Raw genomic sequence first — 21,222 nt, forward strand, 5'->3', positions numbered from 1 at the left:
AAGATATTAAACTTATGTTGGTTATCTATGAACCTGCTTCAACAAGTGATACCTTTTTAGTAACGTGTAGCAAGCAATAATGAAAACGTTATCAAAAAGGAGGAAAAATATCCGTGCTTTCTTTATTAGGATTTTTAATGGTTGCAGTATTCATGTATTTAATTATGTCAAAGCGACTTACCCCAATGGTTGCTCTTATCATTATTCCAATTATATTTGGTTTAGTAGGTGGGTTTGCTAGCGGAATGGGACCTATGATGCTAGAGGGTGTAAAAGATATTGCTCCTACAGCTATTATGATTTTATTTGCTATTTTATATTTTGGATTAATGATTGATTCAGGATTGTTTGACCCTCTCGTTTCCTTCATTTTAAAGGTTGTAAAAGGAGATCCTCTAAAAATCGTGGTCGGAACTGCTGTGCTTTCAATGATGGTTGCTTTAGATGGTGATGGAACTACTACCTATATGATAACGGTCTCTTCTTTGCTTCCATTATATAAACGCCTAGAAATGAATCCGCTTATCCTAGCAGGAGTTGCGATGCTATCTATGGGAGTTATGAATATGACTCCGTGGGGAGGTGCTTCTGCTATGGCTATGAGTTCATTGAATTTAGATTCGTCTCAGTTGTTTTTGCCTTTGATACCTGTAATGGGTTTTGGACTTCTATGGGTGCTGTTTGTTTCTGTTGTCTTTGGAAGAAGGGAAAGAAAAAGGTTAGGAGTTATCAATATTAAACATTCTGCAAATGAAATTGCACACGCACATGAATTAGAGGGAACAGCGCAACATTCAGACTATCGACGTCCTAAATTAGTATGGTTTAATTTTCTCCTTACCGTTAGTCTTATGGTTTGCTTAATTATGGACTTTATGTCGCTGATGCTTTTGTTCATGGTAGCGTTTGCTATTGCATTATTAATAAATTATCCAAACATCAAAGATCAACAGCAGCGAATTTCATCTCATGCAAATAATGCGGTAGCCGTCGTTTCAATTGTTATTGCAGCAGGTATTTTTACAGGAATTATGTCTGGAACAAAGATGATTGATGCTATGGCAAATACACTTGTAGGAATAATCCCAGATGCAATGGGTCCTTTTTTGCCAGTTGTAGTAGCATTTTTAAGTGCACCATTTACATTTTTTATGTCTAATAATGCCTTTTATTTTGGCGTATTGCCGATTATTGCTCAAGCTGCCGAAAGTTATGGCATTAGCGCAGCTGAAATTGGAAGAGCTGCTATCTTAGGACAACCCGTTCACGTGATAAGTCCCTTGGTAGCAGCAGCTCACTTATTAATTGGAATGGTAGGAATTGAATTTAGTGATTTACAACGCTTTTTAATTAAGTGGGCGCTAGGAACTACGGCAGTGATGACAATAGCTGCATTAATTTTAGGCGTTATTTCTATTTGATAAAAAAAGACCCCAAAGGGTCTTTTTTTATACTCTTACGTTGAACTAGACTGTTCGCTGCAGCTGCTTTTTTTAAAATAGAACTTATAAATTAAAAATCCGCATACAGCCACTACCGCTGCAATTAAAATATAGGTTTGTGCATCTGAGATAAAAGATTGAATGGACTTAAAGTTTCCGATTTGTCCTAACCAAAGCATGGCAATATTCAAAGGAAAGATACCAAGAAATGTGAGCAGAGCAAACGGCATAGGTTTCACTTTAGATAGCCCTGAAAGGTAGGAAATGTAGTTGCCGAGCCCTAAAGGACGAGCAATCGCAATACTCCATAATCCGCATTTTTTAAACCATTTTTGTGATTTCTCAAATGCTTTTTTCTTTTTTGATAATTTTTTCTTTACCTTATCCTCTAATTTATAGCCTATCCCATACGGTATAAAACTAAAAGCTGTATAAACGGCGCTGCCTGCAAGAGCGATTAATAGTAATTGCACTATATGCATGTTTAATAAGTATCCGTAGGTAAGGGTGAGAAGAGAACCAGGAAACGGCAGGGAGGAAGCCTCAAGGGCCAGTCCGCTTAAAAGTCCCCAAATTCCAAATTGTTTCAGTAAGTCTGTTATGAAGTGTAGCATAAGATCGCCTCTTTTTCTGTGTCATAACATTCAAATACCCATCTATATGTTAGGAAAAACTTATAAAAGAAAAGAAAATAAAGGAAGAAAGCGGGATGTGACAGAAAAAAATTAGCTTGTACAAGGAAAAAGGAAGGAAGGGTATTTTATAGCTTCTACTCAGAGTAAAATTATATGAAAAAAATAATGGAGGGTGAATTTTAAAATAAACTACGACTTTTATTCATAGTTTTGATTCCTTTTATTCATTTTACTTATAAAAACAACAGGTGTAAACTTGTTGTGTTGTGAAATAATCCATTATGTATAGATTTTAAAAGGAAAGGAGGTTACCCTGTGGTTATTATTGTAGGATTGTTATTATTGATGTTTTTTGCTTATCTAGGATGGTCTATTATCTGGGTGGCACCTGTTGTAGCTACATTCGTTGCTTACTTTAGTGGTTTAAAAGTGCTGCCTACTTATACAGATGTGTATATGGGAGGGTTTGTAGATTTCGCTGCAAAATGGTTCCCCATCTTTTTATTAGGAGCCGTCTTCGGAAAGCTAATGGAAGATACAGGCGCAGCTAAGTCGTTGGCGCAGCGTATTGCTAAATTGTTTGGAAGTAAAAGAGCCATTTTAGGAGTGCTGATTGCTTCAGCCATTTTGACATACGGCGGAGTGAGTCTATTCGTTGTTGTCTTTGCGATTTATCCTTTAGCAATCGCGCTATTTCGAGAAGCCAACGTATCGCGAAATTTACTGCCAGCAACAATTGCACTCGGAGCATTTACGTTTACAATGACAGCGATTCCAGGTACGCCTCAAATTCAAAATCTGATTCCGACTGCTACATTTAAAACCAATGCAATGTCCGGTTCGATTATTGGAATTGTCTCAGGTCTTATTATGGCGGTGGGAGGATATTTATGGTTAGCTTATCGCGATAAAAAATTAAAAGCTAAAAATCAAGGGTTTACCGAGCCTAATGAATCATCAGTCGCAGCGAGTGAAGAACAGGACTCGATGAATGTGATATTAGCTATTTTACCGCTGATTGTCGTTGTCGTGACATTAAACGTTTTAAAATGGGAGCCTATCGTTTCGTTATTAATTGGTATTTTTTCTATTTTACTTATTAATTTTAAACACTACAAGACGTTTATTTCTTCTATAAATGAAGGAGCAAAAGGATCCGTGATGGCTGTTATTAACACGAGTGCAGCAGTAGGTTTTGGCTCGGTTATTACAGCAGTTCCAGAGTTTAAAGATGTCACGCATGTGTTGCTAAACATTTCGAGTAATCCGCTCGTTTCAGAAGCGTTAAGCGTTCAAGTGCTAGCGATGATCACGGGCTCAGCATCCGGCGGTATGGGTATTGCGCTTCAAGCATTAGGAGATACGTGGTATCACTTGTCTCAAACAACGAATTTAAGTGCCGATGCTCTTCACCGTATTGCAAGTGTTGCGTCAGGTGCATCTATTTTACCGCATAACGGTGCGTTGTTAACGCTATTAGCGGTAACTGGTCTTCGGCATAAAGAAACGTATAAAGACGTATTTGTTGTTGCATTTATCATCCCGACAATCGCTTTATTTGCAGGAGTCGCATTAGCGGCAGCCGGTATTATTTAAAATCAGGAGGAGGATACACATGGTTGAAAATCAAGTAATTGTAATCACAGGAGCAGCAAGAGGAATTGGGTTTGAAATAGGTAAACGATTTGCAGAAAACGGCGGGAAAATTGTGTTATCTGACATTGATCAAGCTGCTGTAGAAGCTGCAGCACAAAATCTTCGTGAAGCTGGATTTGAAGCGCTTGGTGTCAAAGCCGATGTAACAAAAGAAGAAGAAATCAAACATTTAATTGAAACAGCAAACGCACATTTTGGAGCGGTTCATACGTTCATTAATAACGCTGGCTTGCAGCATGTTTCTCCAATCGAAGAGTTTCCAACTGAAAAATATGAGTTAATGATTAAAATTATGCTAACAGCTCCATTTATGGCGATTAAGCACGCGTTTCCGATTATGAAAAAGCAAGGGTTCGGACGTATTATTAACGTTTCTTCTATCAACGGTTTAATCGGTTTTGCGGGCAAAGCAGCTTATAACAGTGCTAAACACGGTGTAATAGGGCTAACAAAAGTAGCTGCTCTTGAAGGGGCAGCACACGGTATTACGGTGAATGCACTTTGTCCTGGCTATGTGGATACACCACTAGTGAGAGGTCAGTTAGATGGTTTAGCTAAAACAAGAAATGTACCATTAGAGAGAGTGCTTGAAGAAGTTATTTATCCTTTAGTCCCTCAAAAAAGATTACTAGACGTGAGCGAAATTGCTGACTACGCTATTTTCTTAGCGAGTGATAAAGCAAAAGGTGTAACTGGTCAAGCGGTAGTAATGGACGGCGGATATACAGCTCAATAAAAAATAGAATAAGTCATTAAAAGCATAAAGGAGTCTAATGAGCTCCTTTATGCTTTTTTATGTTATATCTATTCTATCGAGCTAATCAACGTTAAAATATAACTAGGCATAAATAGTATGATAAAAAAGCCTACAGTTCAGAAAGGATGATACATATGGTGCAAACAGTAAATGAATTAATTAAACATCCGGTTTTTTATTTTTTTAACGAAATTTCAGCTATTCCTAGAGAATCTGGAAATGAAAAGAAAATTAGTGACTATTTAGTTTCTTTTGCAAAAGAAAGAAGCCTTGAAGTTATACAAGACGAGGCTTTAAATGTAATTATTAAAAAGCCGGCAGCTAAAGGATATGAACATGCTCCAGCCATCATTTTGCAAGGACATATGGACATGGTATGCGAGTTAAATAAAGGGACTGTGCATGATTTTGAAAAAGATCCGCTTCAACTGCGAATTGTGGAAGATATGCTTTATGCAAATGGTACTACGCTAGGAGCTGACAACGGGATTGCCGTTGCATATGCACTGGCTTTACTAGATGCTCATGATATAGCTCACCCCTCTCTTGAAGTAGTCATTACTACTGAGGAAGAAACAACGATGGGTGGAGCCATCGCTGTAAATCCAGCTCATTTTGAAGGGAAAATTTTTATTAACCTTGATACGGAAGAAGACGGAAAGCTGCTTGTCAGCAGCGCAGGCGGGGTAAAAAGCGTGCTTCTTATTCCCGTAGACTGGGAATCGTCTTCCGATAACTCAGAAACATATAGCTTAAGCATCGGTGGACTGCGCGGCGGACATTCTGGAATGGAAATTGATAAAGAAAGAGGAAATGCGAATAAACTGCTAGGGAGAGTTTTATATGATTTACAACATGAACTTCCCTATTCTTTAAGCAGCATTAGCGGAGGATTAAAATCAAATGCGATTCCCCGTGAATCAGAAGCAATTCTATCAGTTGAGCCTTCTGAGGTAGGAAAGCTAGAAAATAAGATTCGTGAATGGAACGAAATAGTAAAAAATGAATTACAAGCGGCTGATCCGAACGTATATGTAAAAATAAACAAATCTTCTTCCGTTGAGAAATGTTTTACAAAAGAAACGACAGAACGAATTGTACAAGCTATTATGCTAACACCAAACGGCGTTCAAAGCATGAGTATGAATATCGAAGGATTAGTAGAATCTTCTACCAACTTAGGTGTGATTACGACGACAGAGTCTGAGATTGTTTTTCAAAATGAAATCCGCAGCTCAGTAAAAAGCTTAAAAGAAAAAATAGTAAGTCAAGTGCATATACTTGCTCAAGTAGTCGGAGGAAGAGTTGAAACAAAAGGTAATTACCCTGAATGGGCGTACAATGCAGATTCGAAAATTCGTGAATTATGTAAAAAGGTTTACAAAGAAAAGTATGGGGAAGAGGCGGAGATCATCGCCATCCACGCTGGAATTGAATGCGGTATTTTCCTGGAAAAAATCTCTGGATTAGACGCCATTTCGCTCGGTCCCGATATGTACGACGTTCATACACCTGATGAACACCTGAGCATTCCGTCTACTATTAAGACATGGGAATACTTATTAGAGGTATTAAAAGAAGCAAATAAGATATAAAGTTATCAGCATCTCTATAATTTTTAAAAAAGAGCTTCTGTAAAGGAGCTCTTTTTTATTCGATAATAAGCAGAATTCCGTCAACACGTCAGGCAATTGAGAACATTTATGTAAGCGTTTTACAAATAAAGGTTTTAAAACGAGCCTGAAAGAGGTAAACAATTACTAAAACGATAGACAAATGAATTCAAAACAAGCTCTGCAACTAATAAATTAGTAGGGAGAGAATGTATATGAATGATAATAGTCTTATCAAAGATCCCTTTTTGGAAAAAGGAGAAATTGAATTTTTAGAATTAAGGAAAGACGAAATACGCTATCTAAAGTTCGATCGGTTTTTGAAAGTGATTAAAGCACTTAATCAACGCAGTGATAAAGGCTACCAGAGTCTTATGCTTTCCGTTGATGGCTTTAAAGGTAATTCAAGAGAATTATATGAGATAGAGGAGTTTCGCAGATACGTAAATTTGTTAATTAATCAAGTTCCTCAAATATTATTTTATATTCACGATAAAAACAAAATGACTAATCAAATTTTGAAAAGTCTATCAAACAACAGCAGCCAACCGGCCTCTATAGATCCTAAAAGAGCACGTTTAATGATTGATGCCATACAGGAGCAAGTAGAGAAAACAGAGGACAAAGAGATAAAGGAGAATCTTTCTGAATTCGTATGTAAAATCCAGAGCTTTGTGAATCAGTATTAACCGTTCCCAATAGAAAAGCAGAATTCATATTATTAAAAAGTACGAGAACTCAAAGTTTCTCGTGCTTTTTTATTGGAAAAACAGTAGAAAGAGAAAAGGAGTATCAACATAGATTGATAAATAATAAATAATAATGGTAAAGCTTCATATTCTGCCGTGAAATAACAAGGAGGAATAAACATTGCATCATATTGAAATAAGAAGACCAAAAATAGAAGACCGCGCAGAACTTCATGAGCTTTTTAATGAAGTAATCACAGATACCTTTCATAAAGAGGGGCTATCAGACATGGTGAACGATATAAAAATAGAAATTGAAAGTAAAGAACAATATTTAAAAAGTGACCTTGATAGCGGTGGAAAACATCGATTCTTTTGGCTCGGAATAGATACGTGCACCAATAAGATTATTGGCTGTATTGAATATGGTCCTGCTAGTGAATTAATTACATCGTGTACAAAGGGAGAGCTGCAAGGATGGATTGAAATCGGCACAGTTTTTGTTCATCCAAAGTACCAAAGAAAAGGTGTAGGCACACTGCTTTTACATACTATGCTGCTTACGCTTCAAAGCAGAGAAATTAAAAAAATTTGTTTGGACAGCGGATACAAAAGTGCTCAGGAAGTATGGAAAAACATATTTGGAATCCCTGATTATTTAGTGAAAGATTACTGGAGCAAGGGGTATCATCACATGGTTTGGAAAATATCAGCAGAAAGTACGCCCATAGTATTTAAGCTCAGTTATAACGAAGAATAAGGTGTCTCCTAGAAAATAGCCGGTACGTTTCTACCGGCTATTTTCTATTGGTTAAGCTGTTTACATATATGTAATTATATATTAGTGTATTTTATTGAATACAATACCTTGACTGTCATAGTAATATGATTTAAATTATACATAAAGAGGTGATACTTTGGTATATGCAAAAATGTCTTCAGATTTACTTCGGGGACATACAGATACAATGATTTTGAAATTACTTCTCAGCGGCGATAAGTATGGTTATGAAATCAGTAAGCTTATTTATACCTACTCTAAAGAGCAGTATGAATTAAAAGAAGCCACAATGTATTCAAGTTTGAAGCGCCTGGAAAAAGACGGCCATATTCTTTCTTACTGGGGAGATGCTGTACAAGGCGGCCGCAGAAAGTATTATAAAATTACAGAACAAGGAAAAAGCGTATATAAACAAAACAAAGAAAATTGGGAGCAAGCGAAAAAAATTATTGATTTATTGTTGTAAGAAAGGATGATGTTATAAATGAACGAAAAAATAAAAAATCATGTGCATAACATTTTGTCTCCTTATCAGGATGTAGAAAATGTTCAAGATCTAGAAGAAGAACTATCACAGAACTTGCAGGAAAAATTTACAGATTACAAAAAAGACGGGCATAGTGAAGAACAGGCTTATTATATGACAATCAATTCTATCGGTGATATCACAGAACTGATTCAATCAATGAATGTAGAAACCAAGGAATTAAAGCAAACCGTCCCTATGGATTTTTCAAAGACCGAGCTTACAAAATCTGATTTTCGTTCTGTATCGGTGTATAAAGGAAAATTTAATGCCAGTAATTTGAATGAGTCTGATTTTAGCTATGCAGATCTTACAGACAGCATGTTTAAAAGCAGCAATTTAACAAAAGCAATATTTCATCACGTTAATTTGACAGGCGTACAATTTAAATGGGCAAATTTTAAACAGGCCAGTTTTGAAGGCTGTATCTATGACAACACGTACTTTAAGCAATGTAATTTAACAGACATTGTATTTGACGAGGAAACATTTAAGGGAACAATCTTTGAAGGAACATCATTAAAAAAAGCCTCATTTCGCAACGCCACTTTGCTAAATGTACAGTTTCGAGGATCAGATTTAAAAAAATCCGATTTTGAAGGTGCAAAAATGGATAAATTGACATATAACTTTTTAAAAAGTGCCAAGATAGATCTTAGTAAAGTTACGATTATTTAAAGATAAAAAAGACCTCTCTGAAGGTCTTTTTTTATGGACATATAACAATTCTTTTTAAGAGCGAGCAGGATAGTTTATTAGAGAGCTAGAACACATTCATAGAAATAATAAAGCTTTTATCACTTATGTGGAGGAGTATGGAAATGTCTATATATGAAATTTGGAATGAAGTGGATCTTTATATGAATGATAAGCTTATACAACCTGACCCTATTCTTGATGAGGTATTGAAGGCAAATCAAGAGGCTGGATTACCTGCCATCAACGTATCGCCTAGTCAAGGGAAGTTTCTGCATTTGTTAGCTTCATTAAAAGGAGCTAAACGCATTTTGGAAATTGGTACTCTTGGAGGATACAGCACGATTTGGCTAGCCAGAGCTCTTCCGAAAGACGGACAGCTGATTACGCTCGAATTGAGCGCTCAGCATGCAGAAGTAGCAAGAGCTAATTTAAAAAGAGCGGGAGTAAGCCACTTAGTAGAAGTCCTTGTCGGCCCCGGGTTTGATACATTAGCTGTATTAAAGGATAAGGGAACAGAGCCATTTGATCTTATCTTTATTGATGCTGACAAGCCGAATAACCCAAATTACTTAAAGTGGGCTCTAGAATTATCGAAAAGAGGAAGTACGATTATTTGTGATAATGTTGTTCGTCAAGGGCATGTGGTGAACTCAGAAAGTGAAGATGAAAATGTAAAGGGAATTCGCCAATTTATGAATGCTCTGGCTCAAGAAAAACGAATCAGCGCCACGGCTATACAAACCGTTGGAAGCAAAGGCTATGATGGATTCATTGTAGGGATTGTTGAATGATAAAATTTGTATTACACATCAAAAAAGACGGAGACATAACTAAACCCATCCAATCAACAGCTAGAAGCAAATACATACATGAAACCTACGTTCAGCGTCCCCACGAAAAAATCCGAACGAGTTGGATTCTCAACCAAACTCGTTCGGATTGTCCTTGAACTAACATACTTTTGTTCCAGACTCTTTTTAAATGGGCCCCAATTTATCTGTCATTTGTTTTTCGGTTAAAAAATTAATCAATTCTCGTACAGCGAATGAACTGTAGCGTTCTTTTAACAGAATAATTCCAAGTTCCCACATCATTTCAGGATCTGCAATAGGTACGGTAGTAATATTGGGATCTTTCACTTTGGCATAAAGCGATTCGGGTAAAATAGCAATACCTAGTTCTGCCGCTGTTAATTCAATAATTAAATCCCATTGAGAACTTTTATACGCTATAGAAGGCACAAAGCCTGATTTTAAAGCATCTTGAATTAACCGGTCGTGCAGCGTAAATTCTTCACTAAACATAATGAATTTTTCATGCTCCAATTCTTTCATCCAGACGGAAGAACGTTTCGCTAAAGAATGGTTTTTATGCGCGTATAAAAGAAATCTCTCCTTAACGAACGGGTATACGTGAAAATGTTCATCATGACCGCTTGTAAGAGGAAGCATAACAATCCCCATATCTACACCAGCCTCTTCCACAAGTGCTTCAATTTTTTTTGCTCCAAATTCAATAAGCTCTAGAGATACTTTAGGGTATTGTTCATTAAATGCTTTTGCAATCTTCGGGAAAAACAAGGTCCCGATGAGCGGAGGGACTCCCATCTTGATTTGCCCTGTTTGCAAATTCATTAAATCTCCCAACAAGTGAGGCATGTCTTTTAACACCGACAGAGCTTTAGTTGCCTGATGATACACAACCTCTCCTGCATCGGTTAGCTTTAATTCTCTTGTTGAACGATCAAGAAGCTCAAATCCTAGTTCATTTTCTACTTTTTTGACGGCTTTACTTAAAGCCGTTTGTGACAAATGAACTTGCAGCGCTGCCTTTGTAAAATTTTTATGATTTGCTACCTCTATAAAGTATTCTAAGTCTCTGATTTCCATGTGAAACTCCATTTCTGCAAACTGCTTATCCTTTTTCTTTACTCTTTATTTTAACCATTAAATTATTTACTGTAAATGCGCTGATTAAAAAGGGGGAGGATATATCCAATGAATAAAAACAGGGAAAGGAAATGAACTAAAGTTTCTCTCGAAATTGATTTATAAAACGAATAATTTTTTTGTAGAGAAACATAGATTTTGCTACTAGCTGATGAGGAATATAAAGATTTTTGCATGTACGTTCGGGCAAAAATGCAAAACTTATCAAAATAACTGAAAGTCCAAAGGCTGCGGCTGTAATCTCTAGCCAAGAAAACATCATATCATTCCTCCTTTTACAAACCTATTAATAGAATATGTAAAAGTTCAAAAGGAGGTTGTACGATAGCCCCATAACGAGCGGGGTTATGAAGTTCTCTCTAAAAATAAAATGACGTTAAAGAACGCAGGCGCTGCGCTCTTTAACGTCATTTTATTTTCGTTCTTCAGCTTGATGCTCTTGTTTGTTTTGCTCAGTGAGACGTTTTTGATGAGCTTTTGTTTCTGCGCTTACGTGATTCGCATCATTCGGTTGATTCTTCTTTGAACCTCCTGCAGCGTTACTCATTAGACGACACCTCCAGTCCGGTTATGAAACATACCTATAGAATGTGCGTATTTACAGACTTTATACACCGCTATCGATATTACTGCACACGAAAAAAGCAAAGGGAGAGTCACTAAACTGTTCCCTTTGCTTTTTTACTAAGCGACTTTATCGGTGGTGATAATTTTGTTAATCCAGTCTTTTCCTTCTGTAAACCTTGTAACAAGCATCGCTGTTACTGTATTTCCCGTACTGTTTAAAAGCGTAGCAGGGGCGTCAATAATTGTGGAAATGACCGCAATAATGGGCAGAACTTCTGGCGAAAATCCATAAATTGTAATGATTAACATTTCGCCAATCATACCGCCTCCAGGGATTGCTCCCATTACGGCTCCAACTAAAAAGGCTACGCCTAAAATGCTCAAAATACTCGTAGCAGACGTCATATCTTTGCCAAACAAACTGAATAAGAAAACAATCTTTAGAATACCACCGATCACAGAACCATCTTTATGCGTGTTTGCTCCTAATGGAATCACCGTTTCAGCGATATCCAGCGGCACACCCATTTTCTTTGTTGCATCTAAATTGACCGGAATAGATGCAGCAGAAGAACAGGTAGCAATAGCGGTGATAGAAGGAGCAGCTGCATTTTTCCAAAACAGCTTAATTCCTGCTTTACCGCCAGCAATCCATGCATATAGCGTAAAGAAACCGAAATAGTAAACGATTGCAATTAATAAATAAAGAATAAATGCTCTAGCGTACCCTTGTAAGATCTTTGGTCCAAGTTCTCCTACTACAGTAGCAAAATAGCATCCTAAACCAATGGGGGCATAGTACATCACAATTTTAACAACCTTCATCGATACTTCTTGACCCGAAGTCAGAAATTTCGCCATAGGCTGTCCTTTTTCACCGGCCATTGTGGTAGCAATACCGAAGATAACGGCAAAGACAATTAATTGTAAAATATGCTCTTTCGAAAATAACTGAACAAAATCAGGTACAGTAAATGTGCTAACAAGCTGATTTAAAAGCGTCATTTTTTCAGCTGTATTTTCACTGTCACCCATCAATTCTTTAATGGCAGAAGTATCTACATTATGTAGCGGATTGTAAAGTGATGCGCCTAAAAAGCCTAAAACGGCTGAAACAGCAGCAGTGGCGACAAACACAACGGCAATTCCTAGCATAATTTTACCAAGACGTTTCATTTCGTTCATGTTTGCAATCGCCGAAGCCACACTAAAAAAGACAAGGGGAACGATAATCATGAACATCAAATTAAGAAACAAATCACCAAAGGGCTTCACGACTGCCACATCGGGTCCAATAGCATATCCTGCTATCCCGCCAATTAAAATAGCGAGAAGCAGAATAAGCGATGATCTGTACGTTTTAAATACACTTAAAACCATAGTTAGATTTCCTCCAAACAACAATAGCTTCTTTACTACGCAAGAACAGCTATTATTTGCTCATTGCATACGTAGTAACGACTGGCTTTACATCTTTACGCACCAAATCTTCGTATGTTTCTCGCTCTACAGCAAGACGAGCTTCTCCATTTTTCACAAATACAACAGCAGGGCGCGGAATACGGTTGTAATTGCTAGCCATTGAATAGTTGTAGGCACCTGTAGAGGACACTGCTAATAAATCTCCTTGATTAACGCGCGGCAAGTCAATATCCCAAATAAGCATATCTCCTGATTCACAGCATTTACCCGCAATTGATACTGTTTCATCTTTTTTATCCGTCACTCTATTAGCCAAGACAGCTTCATGTTTTGCATCGTAAAGAGCAGGACGGATATTATCAGTCATACCGCCGTCAATTCCTACGTATTTGCGTACACCTGGAATCTCCTTCGTTGATCCAATTGTATAAAGCGTTGTACCTGCTTCTCCTACGATGCTTCTTCCAGGCTCAATCCAGACTTCTGGAAGGGTATAATTCTGTTCAGTTAACGTGCGGCTTAGCTTTTCTGTCAGTGCATCTACATAATACTCAACTGGAAGAGGAGAGTCGCTTTCGGTATAACGAATACCAAAACCACCACCTACGTTTAAAACTTTTACTTCAAATTCCATTTTATCACGAATGCTGAATAAGAAATCAGTTAAAATATCAATGGCGCGAGAAAAACCATCTACTTCAAAAATTTGCGAACCAATATGACAATGAATGCCTAAAAGATCGTAGTAAGGCTTTTCTAACGCAAAACTTACCGCTTTCATGGCTTGGTCATTGGAAAGACCAAATCCAAATTTTGAGTCTTCCTGTCCGGTCATAATATACTCATGTGTATGGGCTTCAATCCCTGGAGTAACACGCAGAAGAATAGATGCTTTCTGTTTGCGCTCAGCTGCTAAGGCATGCAAAACTTCAAGTTCGGTAAAGTTATCAACAACAAAACAGCCAATATTCGCATCAAGAGCCATTTCTATTTCTTCAATTGTTTTATTATTTCCGTGAAAATGAATGCGTTCAGCTGGATATCCAGCTTCAAGCGCTGTAAATAATTCGCCTCCTGAGACCACATCTAGTGACATATCAAGCTTCGTTAAAAGGCTAGCCATTTCCATACAAAGAAAGGCTTTCCCTGCATAGGCGATTTGATATGAAAATCCGCTTCTTCGAAAGGCTGAATGGAAGGCCTTGCATTTCGTCTCAATTAATTCTTGATCGTAGATGTATAGGGGAGTGCCGTATTGTTTTTTCAGTTCGACCGTATCGCACTGCCCAATTTCTAAATGATTGCTGCTGTTAATTTTACTCGTTCCATGTAAGTACATAATCCGTATCCCTCCATTTAAATCATTCAACTATAACTTTGAACTTTGATGGTCAGTAGAAAAACACAAAAAAGACCCGTGAAGTGATGTTCACGCGTCTTGGTTTCATAATAATAAAATATTATTACATTCTAGGCATCAACATCTCTTCAATAGCTCTCCACAAACCAAATGGTTTGTGACAGCTCAGCATTTATTCAATACTGAACCAGTATATGAACACAATGGATGTTTATATACTTCGGCACGAAATCCCTTTTACTTATCTTCACAGACTCCATTAGTCTCCAATAAGTGACTCTTGATTTCATGCACCTCTATTCTCAGAGAGGAAAATTATATTTAAATGTAATTTCTATTATATTTCCTTTTCCTCCGTCTAGTCAATGAAAAGTTAAGGCATAGGAATATCAAAAAGAATAAATAAGAAAGCTATGAAGCTGCCAGATAGAACCCAAGCGGCCAGTGCTGTCTTCTGATGGATGACTAAAAGTGAGAACGTGACAATATTGAAGAGAAAAGAACACAGCAGAGACCATCCATAATGATGAGTAATACTGTGATTAACATAAGCAATGAACTCAATCACAGTAAATAAAAGCGCCCACAAAAGAATCCACCACAGCCGGCCGCTTACATGCAGCGGCAGCCTTCCTAAAAAAACCGGTATAACAAACGGATAAATGATTAAGGTTATTCCAAGGGAAACCATTAGGTGATCGGGTAGAAAAAGGTGATCAATACCAACAGGGTGAAATACCCATACGCGGTGATGAAACAGCAGTACTTCATAAAGCAAATTCCCCGTGACCCAAAACAGCAAAGTAGGATAGTATTCTTGATACCTTCGCCACTTGCCAAATAGTAAACCAAGAATGATAAAAAATAATACAAATGAAGATTGCATACGCTCTCCTTAAAATAATGGTTATTTCTTTTTATTTACATATTATAGTGGTTTTATTCTTTCATTTTTTTATTCAGAAACTATAATAAAAAAGCGGTAAGCGCAGTGTTAAATATGGGTGATCACTATTTGTGGTTTGCTTCATCTCACCATAATTCCCGTAAAAGAACTTATTGCGCTTTTGTTTACAATGAAAGGAACTATATGTCAAAGTCAGCAAGACTCAAAAATAAGCTCAAGATAGCTTCGCCTAGTATGTGACTTCTTTTTTTGCTATGCTAAAGTTGCGTACATATAGCATGAGAATATTAGAAGAAAGAAAAGGGTGTTTTGGTATGAAAACATACATCGTAGTTGGAGCTGGGATACTTGGAGCTTCTACAGCATATCATTTAGCAAAAGCAGGAGCAGATGTGACATTGGTAGATCGCAAGGATGCTGGTCAAGCTACTGATGCAGCAGCAGGAATTGTTTGTCCATGGCTTTCGCAGCGTCGTAATAAAGCATGGTACCGCTTAGCAAAAGGCGGCGCCAAGTACTATCAAACATTAATTCAGCAATTAGAAGAAGATGGAGAAACGGATACGGGATATAAGCAAGTGGGAGCAATTAGCTTACATACTGATGAACAAAAGCTTAAAAAAATGGAAGAACGAGCATATAAACGTCGGGAAGAAGCTCCCGAAATAGGCGAGATTACACGTTTATCCGCCAAAGAAACACAGGCTTTGTTTCCGGTTCTTTCGGAAGAATACAGTTCAGTTCATATTAGTGGAGCCGCTCGCGTTAACGGAAGAGCTCTTCGAAACGCACTTGTGAATGCAGCGAAGAAAAACGGTGCAAAAATAATAGAAGGAAACGCAGAACTTCTTTATGAAAATAATCAAGTAACGGGCGTTGCCGTAAATGGGCAAACCCTTCTAGCAACTACAACAATCGTGACAGCAGGAGCGTGGGCAAATCAATTACTAGAGCCTCTTGGAGTGAAATTTTTAGCAAGCTTTCAAAAAGCGCAAATTGTCCACTTGCACCTTCCAGATTTAGATACAAAAAACTGGCCCGTTGTGATGCCTCCAAGCGACCAATATATTCTTTCGTTTGAACAAGGTCAAATTGTCATTGGAGCAACACATGAAAACGACACGGGTTATGACTTGCGAGTAACTGCTGGGGGGCTTCATGAGATTTTTTCAAAGGCCTTATCAATTGCACCCGGCTTAACAGAAAGCACAGTCTTAGAAACAAGGGTAGGGTTTCGACCATTTACTCCAGGCTTCTTGCCAGTCATTGGAGCTCTTCCGGCTTACGAAGGAATACTAGTAGCCAATGGTCTTGGAGCTTCAGGCTTAACGTCGGGTCCTTATCTTGGTTCAGAGCTTGCTAAATTAGCACTTGAAATGGAAATGGAAATTGATCTTAGCGACTATGATTTAAGAGGAACTATCGAGTCTTAAGTAAACAGAATGAATGAAAACAAATAGAGGTTCGCAAACTATAACTACTATATGATGAAAGGAAGTAGATTGTTTGCGAAAGATTATGATAAGTGCAGCAGCAGCTTTTTTACTTATGAGCGCGACGCCTGTATTAGCGGAAAACCATCCTCAGCCAGAAACAAAAGACGTGCAGCTGACATCTCAGCAAAAGCAGGAATTGTCCGTGCTGTACAAAGAAATACTAGCAAAAAAGAAAGAAATACTTTCAAAATATGTGGAGTATGGCGTGTTAAGCAAAACGAAGAGTCAAAATATTTCTTCACATATGGAAAATCGCTATCAGCATATGGAGAAAAATGGTTTTGTGCCGAAGCGACACTGTCATAAAATGCATCATTCAAAGTAATTCATATTCACATAAAAAAGCGCCTTTACAGGCGTTTTTTTATGTGAATGAATGGAAAATATCCGCTTCTTTATCTAGTAAATTCTAAAATCCTCATGTAAAATTAAGAGAATGAGAACGAGTAGGAAAGATGCTAGTGAGGGGTAGGTAAATATGAACGAAAATAAAAAAATAGTCCGATTACATGCAGAAAATCATTCAGATGAGGCGCTAGGAATCATATTTGCTTACAAACAAAAAGATGACTATCTTGTTTACAGTATGTATCAAGGTGAAAGCGTTCATGAGCAAAAAATCCCTCTGGAAGAATGGGTCTCGTATGAGCATTTTTTCGAAGCACTAAATAAAAAGAAAAAGCTTATGTACGAGCTTCAAATAAATGATAAACGCTATGTAGTAAACTTAACCCCTTTATCTTACACAGAAAAGCCTGAAATCATGGGACATTGCGTGAATATAACTAGTTATCAGGAGAAAAAAGAACAGATTCAGCCTTTTATTTATCATAACGCAGATGCTGTTGCTGTCGTTGACTTAGAAGGTAAAACGCTTCAAGTGAACCCTGCGTTTGAGAATACATTTGGCTGGACGTTTGAAGAAATTTATCAAAAGCCTCTTCCGATTATACCTTCGTTTTTAAAGGAGCCAGTGTGGGAACTTCATAAGACCATTCAATCAGGTGAATCGAAAACGGAATTTGAGACGGTCAGACAGCATAAAGACGGTCATTTAATTAATGTAAGCGTCACACTATTCCGCGTTAAAAATATGAATGATTGGCCGCTATGCATTGCTTTTGTCTATCGAGATATAACATCACGCAAGCAGGCCGAAACGGCTTTAAAAGAAAGTGAAGAACGCTACCGAAGCTTGATTGAGTTATCGCCGGAAGCGATTATCGTTCATAGTGAAGGTAAAATTGATTACATCAACCCTGCAGGAGCTAAAGCGCTAGGATACAAAAGTCCTCAAGACGTATTAGGAGCTTGTGTTTATCAGTTTGTTCACCCTGATTACTATGATGTTGTAAAACAGCGAATTTATCGAATGAAAACAGAAAATAAATCTGTAGACCTACAGGAAGAAAAGTTTATTCATAAAGACGGTCATACGATTGATGCCGAAACCATTGCCTTTCCTATTCCCTATATGGGAAAGCAGGCCATTCAAGTTTTGTTTCGTGATATTACAGAACGTAAAAAAACTGAAAAATTGCTGCGTGAATCCGCTCAGCTTTCCTTAGTCGGACAGTTAGCGGCTGGTATTGCTCACGAAATTCGAAACCCTCTGACGGCGGTAAAAGGATTTATGCAGTTATTAAAAGAAACGAGCGGTCAGCCTTACTATGTAGAAATGATAAATCATGAGTTAGACAGAATTGAATTGATTACCGATGAGTTCTTGAGTCTTGCAAAGCCTCAAGCGAAAACCTACAGGGACAAACATGTCCAAGATATTTTAGAGAATACTTTAAAGCTAGCTGAGGTGCAGGGGATTACAGAGAAAATTCACGTAAAAAAAGAAATTGATCTTCATCTTCCTCTCGTATTATGCGAAGAAAATCAGTTGAAACAGGTGTTTAGTAATATATTTAAAAATGCAGTCGAATCTATGCCAAGTGGAGGAACCGTAACGATTCAACTAAAAAGGTTTAATCAGGAGAACCTTGTTGTCCGGTTTAGCGACGAGGGGCCAGGCATCACGCAGGAAAGAATGCAGCATTTAGGAAAACCTTTTTATAGTACCAAAGAGAAAGGAACGGGGCTTGGACTGATGGTGTGCTATAAGATCATTCGAGAACATAGAGGAGAAATTAACTTTGTAAGTGAACTTGGAAAAGGAACTACCGTAGACATTCTTTTGCCTTTTAAAAAGTAGATTCTACTTTTATAAGCATGAAACCTTTTCTAAAGGGGAATACATGTTAGTGAACGAATAATGAGGTTAAAATAAGGAGGGAATAAGATGGAACGCATTGAAACGGGAGAGATTTTTACAATTTTAGATGAAAATGATCAAGAGCAAGATATTGAAGTGCTTGGAAAAATGACGATTGAAGGGCATGATTATATTGCCGTTGCGTTTGTGGAAGAAGTTTTAATTGAAACAGAAGAAGAAATTGATGTTTTCTTTTTGAAAATTGAAGATGATGGTGAATGGTCTTCAATTGAAGATGACGAGGAGTTTGAAAAGGTATCAGCCGTATTTGAGGAAATGACATCCGCGTAAACACGAGAAGGAGAGGATAAAACCTCTCTTTTTTTATTTTAAATAATATAATATTTAGAATTTTTCTAAAAATATCTTGCTGAATTATTTCCCTTCATTTATGATGAATATGTAACATACCAACCGGTTAGTAAGTAAATGAAAGCGAGGGACTACCGTGTATTTTTCTTACTCTGACAAAGTAGTGAAGCTGCAAAAAGAATTGACCTCTTTTATGGAAGAGCATATTTACCCAAATGAACGGCTATACGAACAACAGCTGAATGAACAGCCGTCTAGGTGGTCAGCTGTTCCTCCGATCATGGAAGAGTTAAAAGAAAAAGCAAAGCAAGCTGGATTATGGAACTTATTTTTGCCAGAAAGCGAATACGGAGCAGGTCTAACAAATGTCGAATATGCCCCCCTTTGCGAAATTATGGGCCGTTCTATTATTGGACCAGAAGCTTTTAACTGCGGAGCTCCTGACACCGGCAATATGGAAGTACTGGTTCGATACGGAACGCCCGAACAGAAAGAAAAATGGCTAAAGCCGCTGTTAAATGGAGACATTCGCTCCTGCTTTTCTATGACAGAACCAGATGTAGGTTCTTCTGATGCCACAAACATTCAGTGCAGTATTGTAAGAGAAGGCGATGAGTATGTAATCAACGGAAGAAAATGGTGGTCTTCAGGTGCGGGAGATCCTCGCTGCAAAGTTGCTATTGTCATGGGAAAAAGCGATTTTACCGCATCTAAATATGAACAGCAGTCTATGATTCTAGTTCCATTAAACACTCCAGGAGTTAAAATCGAACGCATGCTTCCAGTCTTTGGATACGACCACGCTCCTCATGGACATGCTGAAATTCATTATGACAATGTGCGTGTGCCAGCGTCTAATATGCTTTTAGGCGAAGGAAAAGGGTTTGCTATTGCTCAAGGCAGATTAGGGCCTGGACGTATTCATCACTGCATGCGTTTAATAGGAGCAGCTGAAAGAGCGCTTGAAGAATTATGTAAGCGTATTCAAAGTCGTTCTACGTTTAATAAGTTGCTTTCTCAGCAAGGGGTTATTCAAGAATGGGTGGCAGAATCGCGTATTGAAATTGAGCAAGCTCGCTTATTAACATTAAAAGCTGCTTATATGATGGACACAGTCGGAAATAAAAAAGCGCGGAAAGAAATTGCTATGATTAAAGTAATGGCTCCTGCTATGGCTTTAAAAGTCATTGATCGCGCTATTCAAGCATTTGGAGCAGCAGGTGTTTCAGAAGACACGCCGCTTGCGGCACTTTGGGCAAATGCCCGCACTCTGCGCCTCGCTGATGGTCCAGATGAAGTGCACAAAGCACAGCTTGCAAGGCTTGAGCTAAAACCCTATCAAGAAAAGGAGGCAACCTATGCACATAAAGGATTTGTTTGATTTAACTGGCAAAACAGCTATTATTACCGGCGGAGGCAGAGGATTAGGAGAACAAATGGCAGAAGGGCTTGCAGAAGCAGGGGCAAACATTGTTCTATGTTCGAGAAAGAAAGAAGCATGTCAGCAAGTAGCCGACCGATTGGCCCGCCTCGATGTAAAAACGCTCGCCTTAACTTGCGACATCAGTCAGCCTGAAGATATTAAAAATGTCGTGCATCAGACAATTGAAACATTCGGACGTATTGATATTTTAATTAATAACAGCGGAGCTACGTGGGGTGCTCCAGTTGAAGAAATGCCTCTTGAAGCATGGCAAAAAGTAATGAATATTAATGTTACAGGAACGTTTTTAATGTCCCAAGAAGCTGGAAAAGAAATGATTAAACAAAAGGCTGGCAAGATTATTAACATTGCTTCGATTGCCGGTCTTGGAGGAACGGATCCTCAGTACATGGATACAATCGGGTACAATACGAGTAAAGGAGCGGTCATTACGTTTACGAAAGATTTAGCTGTCAAATGGGGACAGCATAATATTCAAGTTAATGCGATTGCGCCGGGATTTTTCCCTACTAAAATGTCAGGTGCGATTATGGAACAAGGCAAAGATTATTTTCTAAGTCAAACCCCTTTAAAACGCTTTGGCTCCGAAGCTGATTTAAAAGGAGCAGCTATTTTTCTTGCTTCTGCGGCGTCCAATTATATTACGGGAGATATTCTGACAGTAGACGGTGGAGTTCATGCTATGTGAATAAGAAAGGAGTACC

The 21,222-nt window shown here is 38.0% G+C and carries 22 protein-coding genes and 1 riboswitch; of the genes, 15 read left to right on the plus strand and 7 right to left on the minus strand.

The window, feature by feature from the left end; translation table 11 throughout:
* Positions 1 to 113: 113 nt before the first annotated feature.
* Positions 114 to 1,421, plus strand: a complete 1,308-nt coding sequence (locus tag LJC66_RS11815) for a CitMHS family transporter (protein WP_050688845.1) — start codon at positions 114 to 116, stop codon at positions 1,419 to 1,421.
* Positions 1,422 to 1,456: 35 nt separating this feature from the next.
* Here LJC66_RS11815 and LJC66_RS11820 read toward each other — a convergent pair whose 3' ends face one another.
* Positions 1,457 to 2,056 (minus strand): DedA family protein, encoded by a 600-nt coding sequence (locus LJC66_RS11820; RefSeq protein WP_195693960.1) that lies wholly within the window; start codon positions 2,054 to 2,056, stop codon positions 1,457 to 1,459.
* A 336-nt stretch (positions 2,057 to 2,392) separates the two neighbouring features.
* On the opposite strand from LJC66_RS11820, the gene LJC66_RS11825 reads away from it, so the two are divergent.
* The 8 genes from LJC66_RS11825 to LJC66_RS11860 all read left to right on the plus strand — a co-directional run bounded on the left by LJC66_RS11825 (position 2,393) and on the right by LJC66_RS11860 (position 9,589).
* Positions 2,393 to 3,673 (plus strand): GntP family permease, encoded by a 1,281-nt coding sequence (locus LJC66_RS11825; RefSeq protein WP_025751936.1) that lies wholly within the window; start codon positions 2,393 to 2,395, stop codon positions 3,671 to 3,673.
* A 19-nt stretch (positions 3,674 to 3,692) separates the two neighbouring features.
* The gene (locus LJC66_RS11830; protein WP_230932612.1) at positions 3,693 to 4,469 is read left to right on the plus strand and encodes a 3-hydroxybutyrate dehydrogenase; all 777 of its coding nucleotides are present in this window, start codon (positions 3,693 to 3,695) and stop codon (positions 4,467 to 4,469) included.
* Between the two features lie 155 nt (positions 4,470 to 4,624).
* The gene (locus LJC66_RS11835; RefSeq protein ID WP_230932613.1) at positions 4,625 to 6,085 is read left to right on the plus strand and encodes an aminoacyl-histidine dipeptidase; all 1,461 of its coding nucleotides are present in this window, start codon (positions 4,625 to 4,627) and stop codon (positions 6,083 to 6,085) included.
* Positions 6,086 to 6,318: 233 nt separating this feature from the next.
* Positions 6,319 to 6,792, plus strand: coding sequence for a hypothetical protein (locus tag LJC66_RS11840; protein ID WP_013083145.1), 474 nt, complete (start codon positions 6,319 to 6,321; stop codon positions 6,790 to 6,792).
* 181 nt (positions 6,793 to 6,973) lie between these two features.
* Positions 6,974 to 7,552, plus strand: a complete 579-nt coding sequence (locus LJC66_RS11845; RefSeq protein WP_230932614.1) for a GNAT family N-acetyltransferase — start codon at positions 6,974 to 6,976, stop codon at positions 7,550 to 7,552.
* Between the two features lie 157 nt (positions 7,553 to 7,709).
* The gene (locus LJC66_RS11850) at positions 7,710 to 8,039 is read left to right on the plus strand and encodes a PadR family transcriptional regulator (protein WP_013057038.1); all 330 of its coding nucleotides are present in this window, start codon (positions 7,710 to 7,712) and stop codon (positions 8,037 to 8,039) included.
* 18 nt (positions 8,040 to 8,057) lie between these two features.
* The gene (locus LJC66_RS11855; protein WP_195693954.1) at positions 8,058 to 8,777 is read left to right on the plus strand and encodes a pentapeptide repeat-containing protein; all 720 of its coding nucleotides are present in this window, start codon (positions 8,058 to 8,060) and stop codon (positions 8,775 to 8,777) included.
* Positions 8,778 to 8,902: 125 nt separating this feature from the next.
* A complete protein-coding gene (locus tag LJC66_RS11860) occupies positions 8,903 to 9,589 on the plus strand; it encodes an O-methyltransferase (protein WP_230932615.1) in 687 nt (228 codons plus the stop codon).
* Between the two features lie 186 nt (positions 9,590 to 9,775).
* Here LJC66_RS11860 and LJC66_RS11865 read toward each other — a convergent pair whose 3' ends face one another.
* The 6 genes from LJC66_RS11865 to LJC66_RS11885 form a co-directional block, all read right to left on the minus strand.
* On the minus strand, positions 9,776 to 10,687 hold the full coding sequence (locus LJC66_RS11865) for a LysR family transcriptional regulator (protein WP_230932616.1): 912 nt from the start codon (positions 10,685 to 10,687) through the stop codon (positions 9,776 to 9,778).
* A 136-nt stretch (positions 10,688 to 10,823) separates the two neighbouring features.
* Complete coding sequence (locus tag LJC66_RS11870; protein ID WP_195693952.1) at positions 10,824 to 11,009, minus strand: hypothetical protein; 186 nt, start codon at positions 11,007 to 11,009, stop codon at positions 10,824 to 10,826.
* A gap of 150 nt (positions 11,010 to 11,159) precedes the next feature.
* A complete protein-coding gene (locus tag LJC66_RS27745) occupies positions 11,160 to 11,294 on the minus strand; it encodes a hypothetical protein (RefSeq protein ID WP_013057043.1) in 135 nt (44 codons plus the stop codon).
* Positions 11,295 to 11,431: 137 nt separating this feature from the next.
* The gene (locus tag LJC66_RS11875; RefSeq protein ID WP_033578970.1) at positions 11,432 to 12,694 is read right to left on the minus strand and encodes a dicarboxylate/amino acid:cation symporter; all 1,263 of its coding nucleotides are present in this window, start codon (positions 12,692 to 12,694) and stop codon (positions 11,432 to 11,434) included.
* A 52-nt stretch (positions 12,695 to 12,746) separates the two neighbouring features.
* Entirely contained in the window at positions 12,747 to 14,075 is a 1,329-nt protein-coding gene (gene lysA / locus LJC66_RS11880) for a diaminopimelate decarboxylase (RefSeq protein WP_230932617.1), read from the minus strand.
* 145 nt (positions 14,076 to 14,220) lie between these two features.
* A riboswitch (Lysine riboswitch) is annotated at positions 14,221 to 14,403 on the minus strand.
* Between the two features lie 66 nt (positions 14,404 to 14,469).
* Positions 14,470 to 14,982, minus strand: a complete 513-nt coding sequence (locus LJC66_RS11885; protein WP_195693948.1) for a CBO0543 family protein — start codon at positions 14,980 to 14,982, stop codon at positions 14,470 to 14,472.
* Positions 14,983 to 15,317: 335 nt separating this feature from the next.
* Between LJC66_RS11885 and LJC66_RS11890 the strand changes: the two genes are divergently transcribed.
* The 6 genes from LJC66_RS11890 (at position 15,318) to LJC66_RS11915 (ending at position 21,206) form a co-directional block, all read left to right on the plus strand.
* A complete protein-coding gene (locus LJC66_RS11890; RefSeq protein WP_230932618.1) occupies positions 15,318 to 16,436 on the plus strand; it encodes an NAD(P)/FAD-dependent oxidoreductase in 1,119 nt (372 codons plus the stop codon).
* 73 nt (positions 16,437 to 16,509) lie between these two features.
* Positions 16,510 to 16,824, plus strand: coding sequence for a YckD family protein (locus tag LJC66_RS11895; protein ID WP_230932619.1), 315 nt, complete (start codon positions 16,510 to 16,512; stop codon positions 16,822 to 16,824).
* Positions 16,825 to 16,977: 153 nt separating this feature from the next.
* Positions 16,978 to 18,702 (plus strand): PAS domain-containing sensor histidine kinase, encoded by a 1,725-nt coding sequence (locus LJC66_RS11900; RefSeq protein WP_195693941.1) that lies wholly within the window; start codon positions 16,978 to 16,980, stop codon positions 18,700 to 18,702.
* A gap of 87 nt (positions 18,703 to 18,789) precedes the next feature.
* Complete coding sequence (locus LJC66_RS11905; protein ID WP_028408533.1) at positions 18,790 to 19,053, plus strand: DUF1292 domain-containing protein; 264 nt, start codon at positions 18,790 to 18,792, stop codon at positions 19,051 to 19,053.
* Between the two features lie 157 nt (positions 19,054 to 19,210).
* Positions 19,211 to 20,455, plus strand: coding sequence for an acyl-CoA dehydrogenase (locus tag LJC66_RS11910; RefSeq protein ID WP_195693939.1), 1,245 nt, complete (start codon positions 19,211 to 19,213; stop codon positions 20,453 to 20,455).
* A complete protein-coding gene (locus LJC66_RS11915; protein WP_195693937.1) occupies positions 20,433 to 21,206 on the plus strand; it encodes an SDR family oxidoreductase in 774 nt (257 codons plus the stop codon). Before LJC66_RS11910 ends, LJC66_RS11915 begins: the two co-directional genes overlap by 23 nt.
* Positions 21,207 to 21,222: the final 16 nt, after the last annotated feature.

Source organism: Priestia sp. TSO9 (assembly GCF_021029645.1).
Lineage (GTDB): Bacteria > Bacillota > Bacilli > Bacillales > Bacillaceae_H > Priestia > Priestia megaterium_E.

What these genes read in the sequence shown, in the direction of transcription:
- LJC66_RS11875 (WP_033578970.1), bottom strand. Translation starts at nt 12,694, where the DNA reads ATGGTTTTAAGTGTATTTAAAACGTACAGATCATCGCTTATTCTGCTT.
- LJC66_RS11885 (WP_195693948.1), bottom strand. Translation starts at nt 14,982, where the DNA reads ATGCAATCTTCATTTGTATTATTTTTTATCATTCTTGGTTTACTATTT.
- LJC66_RS11840 (WP_013083145.1), top strand. Translation starts at nt 6,319, where the DNA reads ATGAATGATAATAGTCTTATCAAAGATCCCTTTTTGGAAAAAGGAGAA.
- LJC66_RS11865 (WP_230932616.1), bottom strand. Translation starts at nt 10,687, where the DNA reads ATGGAAATCAGAGACTTAGAATACTTTATAGAGGTAGCAAATCATAAA.
- LJC66_RS11860 (WP_230932615.1), top strand. Translation starts at nt 8,903, where the DNA reads ATGTGGAGGAGTATGGAAATGTCTATATATGAAATTTGGAATGAAGTG.
- LJC66_RS11835 (WP_230932613.1), top strand. Translation starts at nt 4,625, where the DNA reads ATGGTGCAAACAGTAAATGAATTAATTAAACATCCGGTTTTTTATTTT.
- LJC66_RS27745 (WP_013057043.1), bottom strand. Translation starts at nt 11,294, where the DNA reads ATGAGTAACGCTGCAGGAGGTTCAAAGAAGAATCAACCGAATGATGCG.
- LJC66_RS11915 (WP_195693937.1), top strand. Translation starts at nt 20,433, where the DNA reads ATGCACATAAAGGATTTGTTTGATTTAACTGGCAAAACAGCTATTATT.
- LJC66_RS11900 (WP_195693941.1), top strand. Translation starts at nt 16,978, where the DNA reads ATGAACGAAAATAAAAAAATAGTCCGATTACATGCAGAAAATCATTCA.
- LJC66_RS11855 (WP_195693954.1), top strand. Translation starts at nt 8,058, where the DNA reads ATGAACGAAAAAATAAAAAATCATGTGCATAACATTTTGTCTCCTTAT.
- LJC66_RS11830 (WP_230932612.1), top strand. Translation starts at nt 3,693, where the DNA reads ATGGTTGAAAATCAAGTAATTGTAATCACAGGAGCAGCAAGAGGAATT.
- lysA (WP_230932617.1), bottom strand. Translation starts at nt 14,075, where the DNA reads ATGTACTTACATGGAACGAGTAAAATTAACAGCAGCAATCATTTAGAA.
- LJC66_RS11870 (WP_195693952.1), bottom strand. Translation starts at nt 11,009, where the DNA reads ATGATGTTTTCTTGGCTAGAGATTACAGCCGCAGCCTTTGGACTTTCA.
- LJC66_RS11905 (WP_028408533.1), top strand. Translation starts at nt 18,790, where the DNA reads ATGGAACGCATTGAAACGGGAGAGATTTTTACAATTTTAGATGAAAAT.
- LJC66_RS11820 (WP_195693960.1), bottom strand. Translation starts at nt 2,056, where the DNA reads ATGCTACACTTCATAACAGACTTACTGAAACAATTTGGAATTTGGGGA.
- LJC66_RS11890 (WP_230932618.1), top strand. Translation starts at nt 15,318, where the DNA reads ATGAAAACATACATCGTAGTTGGAGCTGGGATACTTGGAGCTTCTACA.